The 14,453-nt window shown below is 31.4% G+C and carries 17 protein-coding genes; 9 read left to right on the top strand and 8 right to left on the bottom strand.

Features of this window, described 5'->3' with window-relative positions; translation table 11 throughout:
* Window positions 1-4: 4 nt before the first annotated feature.
* From KTF99_RS02465 to KTF99_RS02445, 5 genes are all read left to right on the top strand, one after another.
* Complete coding sequence (locus KTF99_RS02465; protein ID WP_022007453.1) at window positions 5-748, top strand: ATP-binding cassette domain-containing protein; 744 nt, start codon at window positions 5-7, stop codon at window positions 746-748.
* A gap of 133 nt (window positions 749-881) precedes the next feature.
* On the top strand, window positions 882-1,349 hold the full coding sequence (locus KTF99_RS02460) for an RNA polymerase sigma factor (RefSeq protein WP_009299539.1): 468 nt from the start codon (window positions 882-884) through the stop codon (window positions 1,347-1,349).
* Window positions 1,342-2,541, top strand: coding sequence for a hypothetical protein (locus KTF99_RS02455; RefSeq protein WP_217215430.1), 1,200 nt, complete (start codon window positions 1,342-1,344; stop codon window positions 2,539-2,541). Before KTF99_RS02460 ends, KTF99_RS02455 begins: the two co-directional genes overlap by 8 nt.
* 29 nt (window positions 2,542-2,570) lie before the next feature.
* Window positions 2,571-3,212: an HAD-IA family hydrolase gene (locus KTF99_RS02450; protein ID WP_003538729.1), complete on the top strand. Its 642-nt coding sequence runs from the start codon at window positions 2,571-2,573 to the stop codon at window positions 3,210-3,212.
* Entirely contained in the window at window positions 3,212-3,775 is a 564-nt protein-coding gene (locus tag KTF99_RS02445; protein ID WP_029481709.1) for a GNAT family N-acetyltransferase, read from the top strand. The genes KTF99_RS02450 and KTF99_RS02445 overlap by 1 nt, the downstream gene beginning before the upstream one ends.
* 38 nt (window positions 3,776-3,813) lie before the next feature.
* On the opposite strand, the gene KTF99_RS02440 is transcribed toward KTF99_RS02445, so the two are convergent.
* The 7 genes from KTF99_RS02440 to queD all read right to left on the bottom strand — a co-directional run bounded on the left by KTF99_RS02440 (window position 3,814) and on the right by queD (window position 9,105).
* Window positions 3,814-4,980, bottom strand: a complete 1,167-nt coding sequence (locus KTF99_RS02440; protein WP_029481708.1) for a trans-sulfuration enzyme family protein — start codon at window positions 4,978-4,980, stop codon at window positions 3,814-3,816.
* A 99-nt stretch (window positions 4,981-5,079) separates the two neighbouring features.
* Entirely contained in the window at window positions 5,080-6,105 is a 1,026-nt protein-coding gene (locus KTF99_RS02435; RefSeq protein WP_009008719.1) for a zinc-dependent alcohol dehydrogenase family protein, read from the bottom strand.
* Between the two features lie 176 nt (window positions 6,106-6,281).
* Window positions 6,282-6,758 carry a preQ(1) synthase gene (gene queF, locus KTF99_RS02430; protein ID WP_009299540.1) on the bottom strand — a complete coding sequence of 159 codons (477 nt, stop codon included), beginning with the start codon at window positions 6,756-6,758 and terminating at the stop codon, window positions 6,282-6,284.
* A 2-nt stretch (window positions 6,759-6,760) separates the two neighbouring features.
* The gene (gene queC, locus KTF99_RS02425; protein ID WP_003538724.1) at window positions 6,761-7,444 is read right to left on the bottom strand and encodes a 7-cyano-7-deazaguanine synthase QueC; all 684 of its coding nucleotides are present in this window, start codon (window positions 7,442-7,444) and stop codon (window positions 6,761-6,763) included.
* An 11-nt stretch (window positions 7,445-7,455) separates the two neighbouring features.
* The gene (gene folE, locus KTF99_RS02420; protein ID WP_008792172.1) at window positions 7,456-8,022 is read right to left on the bottom strand and encodes a GTP cyclohydrolase I FolE; all 567 of its coding nucleotides are present in this window, start codon (window positions 8,020-8,022) and stop codon (window positions 7,456-7,458) included.
* A gap of 1 nt (window position 8,023) precedes the next feature.
* The gene (gene queE, locus KTF99_RS02415) at window positions 8,024-8,686 is read right to left on the bottom strand and encodes a putative 7-carboxy-7-deazaguanine synthase QueE (protein WP_009299542.1); all 663 of its coding nucleotides are present in this window, start codon (window positions 8,684-8,686) and stop codon (window positions 8,024-8,026) included.
* Window positions 8,683-9,105 carry a 6-carboxytetrahydropterin synthase QueD gene (queD, locus tag KTF99_RS02410; RefSeq protein WP_009008721.1) on the bottom strand — a complete coding sequence of 141 codons (423 nt, stop codon included), beginning with the start codon at window positions 9,103-9,105 and terminating at the stop codon, window positions 8,683-8,685. The genes queE and queD overlap by 4 nt, the downstream gene beginning before the upstream one ends.
* Before the next feature lie 274 nt (window positions 9,106-9,379).
* On the opposite strand from queD, the gene KTF99_RS02405 reads away from it, so the two are divergent.
* Window positions 9,380-11,032 (top strand): Na/Pi cotransporter family protein, encoded by a 1,653-nt coding sequence (locus KTF99_RS02405; protein ID WP_003538720.1) that lies wholly within the window; start codon window positions 9,380-9,382, stop codon window positions 11,030-11,032.
* A 62-nt stretch (window positions 11,033-11,094) separates the two neighbouring features.
* On the opposite strand, the gene KTF99_RS02400 is transcribed toward KTF99_RS02405, so the two are convergent.
* Window positions 11,095-11,394: an AAA family ATPase gene (locus KTF99_RS02400; RefSeq protein ID WP_009299543.1), complete on the bottom strand. Its 300-nt coding sequence runs from the start codon at window positions 11,392-11,394 to the stop codon at window positions 11,095-11,097.
* 191 nt (window positions 11,395-11,585) lie between these two features.
* On the opposite strand from KTF99_RS02400, the gene KTF99_RS17605 reads away from it, so the two are divergent.
* From KTF99_RS17605 to KTF99_RS02385, 3 genes are all read left to right on the top strand, one after another.
* On the top strand, window positions 11,586-11,756 hold the full coding sequence (locus KTF99_RS17605; protein ID WP_442896713.1) for a hypothetical protein: 171 nt from the start codon (window positions 11,586-11,588) through the stop codon (window positions 11,754-11,756).
* A gap of 180 nt (window positions 11,757-11,936) precedes the next feature.
* Entirely contained in the window at window positions 11,937-12,704 is a 768-nt protein-coding gene (locus KTF99_RS02390; protein WP_217215428.1) for a 4Fe-4S binding protein, read from the top strand.
* A gap of 151 nt (window positions 12,705-12,855) precedes the next feature.
* Complete coding sequence (locus KTF99_RS02385) at window positions 12,856-13,827, top strand: Gfo/Idh/MocA family protein (RefSeq protein WP_003538716.1); 972 nt, start codon at window positions 12,856-12,858, stop codon at window positions 13,825-13,827.
* Window positions 13,828-14,453 lie beyond the last annotated feature (626 nt).

The raw sequence follows: 14,453 nt of genomic DNA, 5'->3' as shown, positions 1-14,453 counted from the left end.
ACATATGGATACAGCTATTGAATTTAAACATGTAAAAAAGGTTTATGGTGAAAAAGTAATTATTGATGATTTTAATCTAAAAATTACACCTGGTGAGTTTTTAACTGTAGTTGGTAGTTCAGGGTGTGGAAAAACCACTATTCTAAAAATGATCAATGGTTTAATAATTCCTGATGAAGGACAAGTTCTTGTACATGATCAATGTACACAGGCAGTTGATTTAATTGAATTAAGAAGAGGAATTGGTTATGCAATTCAAGGAAGTGTCTTATTTCCGCACATGACAGTAGCTCAAAATATTGCTTATGTGCCTAACTTATTAAATAAAAATGATAAAAAAAGAACTTATGAAGCACTATCAAAATGGATGAAAATAGTAGGGTTAGATGAAGAGTTAATTCATCGATATCCTAGTGAATTAAGTGGTGGGCAGCAGCAACGAGTAGGGATTGCTAGAGCACTAGCTGCTTCCCCAGATATTCTTTTAATGGATGAACCATTTGGTGCTGTTGATGAAATCACACGGTCTACTTTACAAGATGAGATTTTAAGAATTCATCATCAAGAAAATATCACGATTATTTTTGTAACACATGATATTAATGAAGCTTTGAAATTAGGTAGTCGGGTTATGGTAATGGATCAAGGTAAAGTCGTACAATTAGCATCACCAAGAGAAATTTTAGAACATCCTAAAACAGAATTTGTTAGAAAATTAGTTCAGCGTAAAGACGATTTTCTTCAATAACAGCCTTTTGGGCTGTTTTATTTTACTAAATCGATAAAAAAGTAAAACAATCGATTATAATGAAAGTATAAAAAATAATTATTAATGCACCCGTTGAACGTTTTTAATCGTATTCATAGTGGAAGGGATCGTTATGGAAAAAGAAAGATATGAAGAAGTTGTATATCAGTATAGTGACATGGTTACTAGAATTGCTGTTATGAATGTTAAAAATTATGATGATGCTAAGGATTGCTATCAAAATGTATTTATGAAATTATACTGTTACAACAAGAAATTTGAAAGTGAGGAACATTTAAAAGCTTGGTTGATTAGGGTAACTATCAATGAATGTAAAGATTATCAAAAACAATTTTGGAAAAGGGAAATTGATATTGATAAGTTGATTTTAGGTCAAGAAGATCAGCGTTTAATTATTCTACCAATTGTAATGAATATGCCAAGTAAATATCGTAATGTTTTATACTTGTATTATTATGAAGGATATTCAACTAATGAAATTGCATCTATTTTAAAAGAAAATCACAATACGATAAAATCACAATTAATTAGGGGAAGAAAATTGTTAAAGAAAAAGTTGGGAGATGATTTTTATGAATAAATTTAATGAATTTGACTTAATAAAAACTCCTAGAAACTGGATCGATGAAGTGACTGCAACTAATTTTGAACCGACAAAAAGAGCGAAGGTGATTAGAATTAAGTATATATTTGCAATTGTTTTAATTGTTATGACAATAGGAATTTCTTCATTGGGAATTACTTATGCATTTTCTGATTCATTTCGTACTTGGTTGAGTCAGCGATTTAGCAGTAATTTGAAAATTAGTTCAGCTCTTGAATTTTCTTCAATCAACAAAAATACTCCCACATTAAAACTAGATTATGGGCATTGGCGTGCTGAAAATGAATTTTTTGGAATCATTGATGAGGATTATAATTTTCTTAAAGTTTTTACGTTAGAAAATGAACAAATAAGAGAATGTCCTATTAATGAGTATTACGGGAGTATAGCTGGTCATGAATTCAGTTTTAAATATGCGGATTATCAAGAGCGAATAGTTGCATTTGATTTTAATGGATGTATATATAGTGTTTTGCCTAAAATTATTAATAATGATATTTATGTTTGTGTCGATATTAATGATGGAGAGCAGCGTGCTTTAAATATTGCTAAGATTAATTTAGAAAGTAAGCAAATAAGTTTTATTACTAATGATAATATTTCAGTAAATCCAATTACTTCACCACAACAAACTAATATTTTAATTAATAAGAGTGATCAGGGGTGGGAAAATTATAATATTGAAACTGGAGAAACCAATCTCATTAAAAATATCGATCCATATATGCATAGTAATTGTATTAGTTTTATTGATGAACAGACTGTTGTTACTTATGATGAAAATGGACATTCTTATTTAATTAATATTTTAACAAATGAAGTTAGAACGTTAGATAAATATCCTTTGGAAGGAACGATTGTCAATATTGAATATAGTGATGAAACGATTAAGTTAACAAATATTATTACAGGCGCTGTTTCAAGAATTGATTATCATTTTTATGGTACTAATTATATGGGAACTTATTGTAGCATAGATTATCTTGTTTTATTTAATAATGAAAAACTTTATCTTTATGATATTGAAAGTAATCAGTTAGTTGATTTGGATCCACAAAAAGAATTAGATGAGCAATTAAAAGAAGTAATGATCATTGATCAAAAACATTTATTAATTACTACAGATAAAAGGGCATATATAGTTGCTAATGTAGGGAATAATGGATAAAATATAAGTTAGTGTAGTGGAGGACTTATATGAATAAAAAATATATTTTGTTTGATTTAGATGGAACCTTAACTGATCCGATGAAGGGGATTACTAAATCAGTACGTTATGCTTTAAATTATTATGGAATCGAAGTTAATGACTTAAATGATTTGTTACCTTTTATTGGACCACCTTTAAGAGATTCTTTTCAAGAATTTTATGGTTTTGATGCTTTAAAAGCCGAAGAGGCAGTAGTTAAATATCGCGAATATTTTTCAACCAAGGGAATTTTTGATAATAAAGTATATCCGGGAATTGAAGTGTGTTTGCAAACTTTGAAAGATCAGGGAAAAGTATTGTTAGTTGCTACTTCAAAGCCAGAAAAATTTGCTAAAGAAATTATAGAACATTTTGGTTTAGCTAAGTATTTTGATTTTGTTGGCGGTAGTGAGTTTAATGGACGAGAAAAAAAGGCTGAAGTAATTGATTATGTTTTAACAGCAAATATGATTGATAAAGATGAAGCGATTATGGTTGGGGATCGAAAGCATGATGTGATTGGAGCCCATGAAAATGATTTACCTTGTATCGGAGTGTTGTATGGTTATGGGACAAAAGAAGAATTGATGGCTTGTAATAGTGATTATTTAGTTGCAGACATTAATGCATTGCAAGAATTACTTGGATAATGGAAGAAATTACTGTTTATTCTTTGGACTATTATCAAATGTCCAAAGAAATAAAAAGAGAAATTGTACATCTTTTACATGTTGTTTGGCCTAGTGATGATTGTAATGATGCCCATAACGAAGAACTTACAGTGCAGTCATTCTATATCATGAAAGATAATCAGGTTGTTAGTTACGGAGCAGTTCTTCGGATGGAAACAACGATAGATAATGAAAAATATCAAATTGGTGGATTGAGTTGTATTGCTACCTTGCCAAATTATCGTAGGCAGGGATTAAGTTCAAAAATAGTTCAAACAGCGACTAAATGGATTGAGGATAATTTAGATTTTGGAATTTTTACGTGTAAACGAGAGCTTGAAGATTTTTATGCTTGTAATGGCAAATGGCAGGTGGCAAATAATGTTGTTTTAATTGCTAATCGTGATAATAATGCTCTATCTAGTAATAAACTTGCAGTTATTGTACTAATACATCTTTTTTCAAATAAAGCTCAAGTTAATGGACAAAAAATTTTAAATGCGAGAATTTATCTGGATTTGCCTCAAGGTCAATTTATTTAAAGAAAGGGTTGAGTAATATTGCTCAACCCTTATTTTTATTACTGATATGCTTGATCCAAGGCATTTTTTAAATCACTAATCAATAATTCACTATCTTCAAGTCCGATATACATGCGAAGTTGTCCTAAAGATAGACCACGTTCTTTTATCTCATTAATATTGTTTCCTTTATAAACTGACATTACTAAACTTTCAAAACCACCCCAACTATAGGCTAAAGTAAAATGTTCTAATGAATCGATAAAACGTTTAATGATTTCTGGATTTGCATCTTTTAAGACAACCCCTAATAAACTACCATATCCTTTAAGATATTTATGAGCAAGTTCGTTTTGTTGCTCTCCGTTACAAAGAGGATGATAAATTCGTTCGATTCGAGGATCCTCTTGTAGAAAATTAATTACTTGTTGAAGTGTTTCTTGTTGTGATTTTAGACGAACCGGTAATGTTCTTAGACCACGAAGTGCTAACCATGCATTCATTGGTGACATCGTTGCGCCTAGTAAAACTTGTCCAAATTCAACTATTTCATCAATAATTTTTTTGCTGGAAATTACGACTCCACCGACTATATCACTATGTCCACCAATATATTTGGAACATGAGTGAATAACAACATCAATTCCATGAACTAATGGATTTTGTAATAATGGTGTTGACCAAGTATTATCGATTATCGTGAAGATACCTTTATCTTTGCTAAATTTACTGATTAGTTCTAAATCTAACATCTCAAATTTTTGTGATGATGGACTTTCAAAATAGATGATACTGGTATTGTTTTTGACATAATCAAAGATTTCTAAAGTATCACTGACATCAATTTTAGTACTTTCGATTCCAAATTTTGATAATTGTTTGATTAATTTAACTGATGAGCTATAGACTGTATTAACAATGATAATGTGATCACCAGCTTTTGCTAAGGTTAAAATTGATGCTGAAATAGCGCCCATTCCTGAGGCGAACATTTGAGCTGCTTCGCCTTTTTCTAAACGTGCTAATTTTGTTTCTAGTAAATTAAGTGTTGGATTCCCGTCCCGTGTGTATGTATAAGCAAATTCTTCTTTAGCATTCACTTTCACATAGTGGTCAAAATTTTTAAATTTAAATGATGATGTTAAAACAATATCTGGACTAATTGGACTATAGTTGTCGAAATCTAACTCATCAACTTCTAAACATACATTTTCAATATCTTTCATATTCGTTCTCCTTACAGTTAAATCTTAACCGACAAAATGGCGAATGTCCATTTTTTTTCATATATGGCAAAAAAAGAATGTACATAAAATTGTACATTCTTATTGCCATGGGTTAATAATATATTTACCTTTATTTCTTAATTCTGGTTTTGAAAGAATATCGGCTAATTTATCTAAACTGCAAATATCACAAACCATTGAACTAACATCGATTTTTTTACTATTGATTAAGTCTAAAGCTCGTTGTTGAGTATATGGGTTGATGAAAGAAGCTTTAATTTCAATTTCCTTTTGGAAAATTTCAAATGGTTTGATAGCCACTTCATCATCAGGTTTAGTTAGCCCAAACATCATTACTACAGATTTATTACCAGCTAAGCTGATTGCTTGTTTAATTGTTGCAGGTAGACCAGCACACTCGATAACAGTGTTGATACGATGAATTCCTTTATCAGCTAAAAGAGCTGGAATATTGTCATTGATTGGATCGACGGTTAAAGTAGCACCCATCTTAAGCCCCATTTCACGTTTAACAGCAACTGGCTCTGACAAGATAATTTCATGAGCACCAGCTAATTTTGCTAATTGAACCATTAACAAACCAATCATGCCACCACCAATAACAAGAACTGTACTAGCCGGAGTAATGTTGCACATGTCAAGACCATGTAAGCAGCAGGCAACTGGCTCGGTCATTGCCCCTTCTTCAAATGATGTTGTATCGGCTAGTTTATATACTTGAGATTCGTTGACTGCACAATATTGGGCAAAACCACCATCCCGTGTTGTTCCGATGCCAATCATATCTTCACAAAAATGACCAATACCACTACGACAATAGTAACAAGTTCCGCATAGTTGATTAGGATCCACACAGACACGATCACCAACTTTTACATGTTTTACTTCATGTCCCACAGCTTCGACGATTCCAGCAAATTCATGTCCTAAAATAGTAGGAGGAGTAGTATTTGCTGCTCCTTTATCACCCTCATAAATATGGACATCAGTACCACAAATTCCACAGGCCATAACTTTGATTAATACATCTTGATTACCTAATTGTGGCATTTCTACTTCTTCAACCTTAATATCATGTTTTCCGTAAAATACTGCACTTTTCATTTTTCTTCCTCCAGACATCTTATATAAAATAGTTTTATAAAAGTATTTAATGTAAGTATAAATGATGATTAATATGATGTCAACGGTTTTAAAATATATTATTTTTTTGAGCTAACTCTTTGATGTAAAGTTGAAAACAAATTAGAGACCTTGAAAAAGGTCTCTAATAATTATATTTAACGATTATCAATTTTCTCAGGATATAAATCATGATTAGCTAAACGGTTGAAAGCAATGGTTTCCCACTTTGTTTCTGGTTTTCCATAATTACAATATGGATCAATTGAAATACCTCCACGTGGTGTAAATTTTCCCCAAACTTCAATGTATTTAGGATTCATTAATTTAATCAGGTCTTTCATAATGATATTCATACAATCCTCGTGAAAATCACCATGATTCCTAAAACTGAATAAATACAGTTTTAATGATTTACTCTCTACCATCTTTTGATTAGGAACATAACTAATATAGATAGTAGCAAAATCAGGTTGTCCTGTAATGGGGCATAGACTAGTAAATTCAGGGCAATTAAATTTTACAAAATAATCATTTTCAGGATGTTTGTTATCAAAAGTTTCTAATACTTCAGGGGCATAATCATCTTTATAAACAGTGTTTTGATTACCTAATAAGGTTAAATTTTTTGTCATTTTTATTCTCCTAATAATGGATCTTTGATTCCATTTTTCAAAAAAGCATTTTGGCGGTCAATACAAGTACCACATGTGCCGCAAGGGGTATCATTTCCTTCGTAACATGACCAAGTTAATTGATAAGGTACGCCTAATGAAAGACCGATTTTAACAATATCTGCTTTGGTCATTTCAACAAAAGGGGCTTTGATTTCCAATTGATGGCCACTGCCTTCATAAATAGCTTGGTTCATCGCATTATTAAAAACTTTACTACAATCAGGATATGCGCTTCCAGCTGCATCATCACTATGAGCACCATAATAAATAATATTACAGCCTTTAGAAAGGGCAATGCTAGCAGCGCTAGATAAAAATAAACCATTTCTAAAAGGCACATAAGTAGAAACAGGATTGCCATCTGTTTTATTTAATTGCTCATTGTACGATTCGTGGGGAATCTCATTATCTGAATGTTGTAGTAATGAGCAATTACTATAAGTGAAGATTTTTGCTAAATCTAAATACAAGTGTTCAACTTGATAAAATTGGGCAATTTTATTTGCGACTTCTATCTCTTTGGTATGTTTTTGACCATAACTAATTGAAAGAGCAACTACATTGTCCTTTCCGTGTTCTTGGATTGCCAGTGCTAATGCAGTGGTGGAATCAACTCCACCACTAAATAATACTAATACTTTCATCTTACTACTCCTTAATGTAAATAAATTTGCAGCTTACTATCAGTTTTAAAACGACCGGTTAGAGTACTTGTGACAGTAGTGCTATTAACTTTTTTGATTCCACGAGATGACATACAGCTATGTTTACCTTCAATGATTACAGCGATATCTTTAGAGTTTGTTACTAGACTAATAATTTCAGCAATATCTGTTCCGATTCGTTCTTGAAGTTGTAGACGTCTCGCTGCCATATCAGCAATCCGTGCAATTTTACTAAGACCAATTACTTTACCACAAGGAATATAAGCAACCGTAACTTTCATGTCATACATTAAAGCGAGGTGATGCTCGCAATAACTAAAGATATCAATATCCTTGATTACAACAACCTCTTGATTATCGAAGTCTAAATCGTCAACAAATGTTTTATCAAACATCGTTGCAATTTCTAGATTACTATAGTTCATTCCAGCAAAAACTTCGCCATACATCTTCGCCACTCGTTTAGGCGTATCTTTTAATCCTTCGCGTTCTGGATCATCACCTAAGGCTTTAAGAATACCGTAGATGTGTTCCTCTATTTTTTTAGTATCAATCATTTTAGACACCTCTTTGATTAATATCCCAAATGAATTTGTGCATTTGTAGTTGCATATTAATACCATTTAGATGATGTTTGACCATATAATCGACGATCCTCCGTGGTTCAATCTTACCAAAGACTGGGCTAAAATAAACTTTGGTACGATTGACAAGGTCATAAGTATCAATTATTTCTTTTGCTTTATTTAAATCACTGAGATTGCTAACTACAAATTTAACAACATCATTTTTAGTCAAATATTGATAGTTATTTAAGCACATTTCATTTTCCATTGTACTGCTAGGTACTTTATAATCTAAAGTAAAGATTGGTCGAGTTTCTTTAATAAAGGGTTTAATATCAATACTACCATTAGTCTCAATTTCAACACTAAAACCATTTTTAAGCAGTAAATCAATTAAATAATCAATATTTTGTTGAAGTAATGGTTCACCACCAGTTAAAGTGACATTAACGACTTTATTTGCTTTTAAATAATCTAGGATATTTTGAGCACTTAAAAGTTCATAATTGCTATTTGAATCATTAGCATACCTAGTATCACAATAACTACAATTTAAATTGCAATAATGAAAACGAATAAAGGCGGCTAATTGACCTGCACGACTTCCTTCACCGTTAATACTAATAAATTTTTCAACAACCTTATAATTATTCATAATTTACCTCGATAACTTGCACAGTTATTTGGGGTTTCATATACATCAAGACAATCAACTAAATAATTTTTACTTAAAGCCTCGTAAATATACTTAGCTAAATTTTCAGCAGTTGGACGAAATGGTAAGTTGATTATTTTGAAATTTTCATCGATCAGTGCTTGGTATAGTTTTTCTGATAAACTGCCTGTTTCAATAATTAAAGCATGATCAAAACTATCTGCGATAATTTTTAAATCTTTTTTTAAATCTCCAAAATCAGTTACCATTCCTTTATTTTGGGGATCTTCTAGCAGTTTTTCACTTTTGATAGTTGCAATGACTTTCCAGCGATGACCATGAATATTAGCACATTTACCATGATAACCAGCTAAAAAATGTGCACTATCAAAACTTTGTTCCGTTTTTAAAAAATACATCTTTCCTCCTTCTATACCATCAAATAAAAAAGCAGGCTCACTAAAAAGCCTGCTTAAAAACAACATAAAAAGCATAGCCCTAGTTTTGTTTATAGACAGGATGGTACAAATGAACTGTCTATAGTAATAGTATCTTAAATTGGAGGATTGTCAAGAAAATTGAATAAACTTAATAAAATGCGTAAAAATATGTAAAGAAAAGTTAAGAATTTGTTAACAATCTTTGCAGTATGTAAATTTTATGTTAAAGTAACCGTGTAACAGGGGGAATAAGATGGAACTTACAGATTTCTTTGCTATGTTTGGTGGTTTAGCGCTATTTTTATACGGGATGACGATGATGTCAAATGGTCTCGAATTAGCAGCTGGAAACAAAATGAAAACAATTTTAGAAAAACTTACGACGAATCGCTTTCTAGGCGTTGGAGTAGGAGCAGTTATTACTGCAGTAATCCAATCATCATCTGCAACTACAGTCATGACTGTTGGGTTTGTTAATGCTGGGTTGATGAAATTGGAAAATGCGGTTTGGGTAATTATGGGTGCTAATATCGGTACTACAATTACAGGTCAATTGATCGCAATTGATATTACAGCTTTAGCACCAGTTATTGCATTTGTCGGTGTTGCTTTAATTGCTTTTTTCAAAAGTAAAAAACTTGATGCAATTGGTGGTATTATTGCGGGACTCGGAATTCTCTTCATGGGAATGGAAATGATGTCTAGTGCGATGGTACCGCTTAGAAGTTCACCGGAATTTGTTAATCTTGTCACTACGTTTGAAAATCCATTAATCGGTATTTTAGTTGGTGCTGGATTCACAGCGATAATTCAAAGTTCTTCAGCTTCGGTTGGGATTTTGCAAGCTTTAGCGATGAGTGGCGTAATTACTTTACCATCAGCAATATATGTATTATTTGGTCAAAATATTGGTACATGTATTACTGCCGTTTTAGCTAGTATTGGAACAGGGCGTAATGCAAAACGTACAACGATCATTCATCTTTCATTTAATATTATTGGAACGATCGTCTTTGTTTTTATTAGTATGTTAACACCGTTTGCATCATTTATGCAGTCATTGACGCCAACAAATATTCCGGCACAAATTGCTAATGTACATACGGTATTCAATGTTGTTACAACATTATTATTGCTGCCATTCGGGGCGCAGTTAGTTAAATTGTCATATTTGGTTTTACCTGAAAAAGAAGGTTTTGAAGATAAATTATCTGTTAAGTTCTTGGATAATAGTATCTTTACCAATGATTATCACATTGGAACTAGTGCAATCGCTAACACACAATTATTTAATGAAACACAAAATATGTTAAATATAGTTCAAAAAAATGTTCAAAGAGCTTTTGATTTAATTATTAAGTATGATGAAAAGACACATGAAAAATTATTAAAAGATGAACAATATATTGATTATTTAAACAAAGAAATTATTCAGTTTACAACCAATGCTATTTCTAATGAATTTCCAATCGATGATTCTAAATCAATTGGCTTATTCTTAAAAACGGCTGGAGATTTAGAACGAGTTGGAGATCATGCGGTTAATATTGCTGAACGTGCTGAGAAATTATATAGTGAAGATGAACATTTTTCAGATGAAGCGATGAGAGAAATTAAAATTATGAATGACCTGACAAGAAATATCTTAGAGGAATTAAATGTCTTAAATCGCGATGAACTTCATAACATTGTTGAAAAAGTTGATGTTATTGAAGATAGTATTGATATTACAACACATGAATTTTCACTTAATCAGTTAAGACGTTTGCGAGATAAAAAATGTACGCCGGAACATAGTGCATTATATACAGAAACATTAATTGATTTTGAAAGAATTGGTGATCATGGTTTAAACATTGCCGTTGCTTTTGATGAAATAAAAGATGATTTAACAGAAATGGCTTAACTAGCTGCTTATGCAGCTAGTTTTTTTATAAAAATAAAATCATATTGAAAGGGTAGATGATCTTATTTATTTAATAATTTATTTAATAGACCGGCACGATTATTAATAAAGAGTTCTGTTATTTGATAACTCTCAGTATCTTGATAATCAATAGGTGTTATCTCTTTTGAGTCAAAATTAAGTATTTTTGCCCCAGGGATTCCTAATAGGATCGGTGAATGACTAGCAATAATAAACTGTGAGCCCTGCTTTGCTAATTCATAAATAGTAATTAATAAAGTTAGCTGGCGCTGGGGTGATAATGAGGCTTCAGGTTCGTCAAGAATATATAGACTATTCTGATTAAAACGATTTTGAATCAATGTTAAAAAACTTTCACCATGTGATTGCTGGTGTAATGATTTACCACCATAATAGCGATAGGGATTAAAAACATTTTTTTATATCGTTCTAATTGTGTTGCGACATTATAAAAACTTTCTGCCCTTAAAAAGAAGCCTTCATCAGTACGACGATAACCACGATCAAGGATTATTGTATGATGCAAAGATGAATGAGTATTGTTAGTGTGAAAATTAAAGTTCAAAGTTCCCCCTCAGGGTTAAAGCCATATTTAATAGCGATTGCTTCTAATAAAGTGGATTTTCCTGTGCCGTTTTCTCCAACAAAAAAGGTAATCGGATTATCAAAAATCAAAGTATTTAATTGTAGCAATTGTATTTAGATAACTGTTTCGCTCGATTAAATCATGATCAATAGTTATACGATTTATAAAATAGGTACTCATTTCATCACCTCTAGTTTAATCATAATACAATTTATTGTGATAATCTATTTTTAATTAATAGATAGTACATATTTTAATGATATAATAAAAGAATAAATAAAGGTGGGAGGATATATTATGAAGATTGATCGGACATATGCAATTTATTTTTCACCAACTTACACTTCCAAGAAGTCAGCTGTTAGTATTGCTCGTGGACTTGAGGGAGAGTTAAGTGAAATTGATTTAACACTAGAAGGAACGATTCCAGAGATGACATTTAGTCGTCATGATATTGTAGTTTTTGGTTTTCCGGTTTACGGTGGAAGAATTCTTCACGAGGCTTTGGAACGGTTAAAATCATTTCGGGGTGATCATACATCATGTGTAATTACTGTTACATATGGAAACCGTCATTATGATGATGCATTATTAGAATTATTTAATACTGTTAAGGAGCAAGGATTTATTCCTATTGCTGGTGCAGCTTTAGTGGGTGAACATACTTATGGTCAAATTCAAGTGGGTCGTCCTAATCGTGATGACTTATATCGTGATGAATTGTTTGGTAGTTTGGTGCGGCTAAAAATTAAAGATGATAATTTTTCATTTGTTTCAGTACCAGGGAAATACCCATATAAAGAAGGAGGAACTGGGGGAAAATTTCGCCCAGAAACTAATGAACAGTGCAGCGGCTGTGGGGTTTGCATCAATATGTGTCCTACAAATGCTATTGATATAGAAGATTGTAAGACAATTAATAATGATTGTATTGCTTGTTTTAGATGTATTCGTATTTGCCCAGTCCATGCTAAGAGTATGAATAACAATCAAGAATATCAAACATTTGCAGAAAGCTTTAGCAAGAAACTGGCAACACCTAGGGAAAATGAATACTTTATTTAAATTTTTGAGTTTTTTATTAAGCTTTAAGAGATTTTAAAATGTCAGAAAGATAGGCTTTTATGAAACTGGTGAGAAAATTATTTTCTTGCTAGTTTTTCTATTTGTAATCTATGTATAATATATCTATGAAGATTAGACGGAGGAAATAATAATGAAAAAATTAAATTGGGGAATTATTGGCAGTGGTGTAATTGCTAATGAAATGGCTCAGGCTTTGTTGGATGTAAATGGGGAGATATATGCGGTTGGACATCGTGATATGAATAAAGCAATTGATTTTGCAATGAAATATAAAATTAAAAATGCTTATGGAAGTGTTGAGGAATTATTAAATGATCCTGATGTTGATGTTGTTTATATTGCAACACCCCATAATAGTCATTATGAAATCATGAAACAGGCTGTAGCAGTGAAAAAGCATGTTTTATGTGAAAAAGCAATTACTGTAAATGATCGTCAATTGGAAGAAATTGTTGCTTTAGCTAAGAAAAATAATGTTGTTGTACAAGAGGCTATGACAATTTTCCATATGCCGCTATACAAAAAATTAAAGGAAATGGTTGCTGCAGGAGTAATTGGAAATGTAAAAATGATTCAAGTCAATTTTGGCAGCTGTAAAGAATATGATGTTAATAATCGTTTCTTTTCAAAAGAATTAGCTGGTGGGGCATTATTAGATATTGGTGTTTATGCAACAAGTTTTGCCCGGTACTTTTTATCATCAAAACCTAATGTTGTAATTACAACTGCTGATTATTTTGAAACTGGGGTTGATGAACAATCAGGAATCATTATGAAAAATCAAGATGGTCAAATGGTTGTAATGGCTCTAACAATGCGTGCAAAACAACCGAAGCGTGGGGTCATATCAGGAGAATTGGGGTATATAGAAATTAATAATTATCCGCGGAGTAATCAAGCAACGATAACTTATACTAAAGATGGTCATCAGGAAGTCATTGAATGTGGTGATGATAAACAGGGACTACAATACGAAGTTATTGATATGCAAGATTATATTATAAATAATCTTGGTGAATATGAATTACAGTTAACTCGGGATGTAAGTTCACTGCTAAGTCAAATTCGGACTCAATGGGGAATGATTTATCCATTTGAATAATTTAACATTTAAGAGGGGATGATGATTAAGAATTATTATGCATGATTAGTGTACTGATTTTTGCTGATATTTTCATTGTTACATTTATTAGTGTGGCACTTCAACATCAAATGAAAGCTCTAAAAATATATCGACTTATAAAAAACAATTGTTAGTTTTAGATAGCAGTGATAATTTTTGGAATGAGGAACGAATAAAAAAAAGTAGAAAATCGTTATTATGCGATTTAAATGTCATGGTCAAATCAAGATCATGAAACATTAAAAGATTATTTGCCCCCACATTGTTAGAAAAATGGGAAACTAAGAAGGAACGTATAAAAAAGATTAAATTATTGGATATGGTTGTTGAACTATACGATAGAAAATGATAATGAGGATTGTTTGTGGGCTTATATTGAGGAGAAAATAGAGTAATTACGTGTGAAACAAAAGCTTTTGTAGAATACTGGAAATTTATAAGAAATAGTAATAATATATGTTTAGATAAGTTTGAAAATTGATTGGAAAGAATTGTTATGAAAAGTTCAAATCAAAATTTGAATATAGTAATAGGGTGTTTGAAAAGGTGCTATTTAATTATAAAATTTATCAATTTTGTATAAGTAGTCTTGGGAAAACTGTGAG

The sequence above is a fragment of the Erysipelatoclostridium sp. MSK.7.34 genome (assembly GCF_019041935.1).
Taxonomy (GTDB): Bacteria; Bacillota_I; Bacilli_A; order Erysipelotrichales; family Coprobacillaceae; genus Thomasclavelia; species Thomasclavelia ramosa.
This window is presented reverse-complemented; position numbering and strand designations above follow the sequence as displayed.

Excerpts from the sequence above, each read along its gene's own strand:
- KTF99_RS02390 (WP_217215428.1), top strand. The coding sequence starts at position 11,937 with ATGAAGATTGATCGGACATATGCAATTTATTTTTCACCAACTTACACT.
- KTF99_RS02460 (WP_009299539.1), top strand. The coding sequence starts at position 882 with ATGGAAAAAGAAAGATATGAAGAAGTTGTATATCAGTATAGTGACATG.
- KTF99_RS02445 (WP_029481709.1), top strand. The coding sequence starts at position 3,212 with ATGGAAGAAATTACTGTTTATTCTTTGGACTATTATCAAATGTCCAAA.
- KTF99_RS02405 (WP_003538720.1), top strand. The coding sequence starts at position 9,380 with ATGGAACTTACAGATTTCTTTGCTATGTTTGGTGGTTTAGCGCTATTT.
- KTF99_RS02385 (WP_003538716.1), top strand. The coding sequence starts at position 12,856 with ATGAAAAAATTAAATTGGGGAATTATTGGCAGTGGTGTAATTGCTAAT.
- KTF99_RS02455 (WP_217215430.1), top strand. The coding sequence starts at position 1,342 with ATGAATAAATTTAATGAATTTGACTTAATAAAAACTCCTAGAAACTGG.
- queF (WP_009299540.1), bottom strand. The coding sequence starts at position 6,758 with ATGACAAAAAATTTAACCTTATTAGGTAATCAAAACACTGTTTATAAA.
- KTF99_RS02450 (WP_003538729.1), top strand. The coding sequence starts at position 2,571 with ATGAATAAAAAATATATTTTGTTTGATTTAGATGGAACCTTAACTGAT.
- KTF99_RS02465 (WP_022007453.1), top strand. The coding sequence starts at position 5 with ATGGATACAGCTATTGAATTTAAACATGTAAAAAAGGTTTATGGTGAA.
- queD (WP_009008721.1), bottom strand. The coding sequence starts at position 9,105 with ATGTATTTTTTAAAAACGGAACAAAGTTTTGATAGTGCACATTTTTTA.
- folE (WP_008792172.1), bottom strand. The coding sequence starts at position 8,022 with ATGATTGATACTAAAAAAATAGAGGAACACATCTACGGTATTCTTAAA.
- KTF99_RS02435 (WP_009008719.1), bottom strand. The coding sequence starts at position 6,105 with ATGAAAAGTGCAGTATTTTACGGAAAACATGATATTAAGGTTGAAGAA.
- queC (WP_003538724.1), bottom strand. The coding sequence starts at position 7,444 with ATGAAAGTATTAGTATTATTTAGTGGTGGAGTTGATTCCACCACTGCA.
- queE (WP_009299542.1), bottom strand. The coding sequence starts at position 8,686 with ATGAATAATTATAAGGTTGTTGAAAAATTTATTAGTATTAACGGTGAA.
- KTF99_RS02440 (WP_029481708.1), bottom strand. The coding sequence starts at position 4,980 with ATGAAAGATATTGAAAATGTATGTTTAGAAGTTGATGAGTTAGATTTC.
- KTF99_RS17605 (WP_442896713.1), top strand. The coding sequence starts at position 11,586 with ATGAGTATTGTTAGTGTGAAAATTAAAGTTCAAAGTTCCCCCTCAGGG.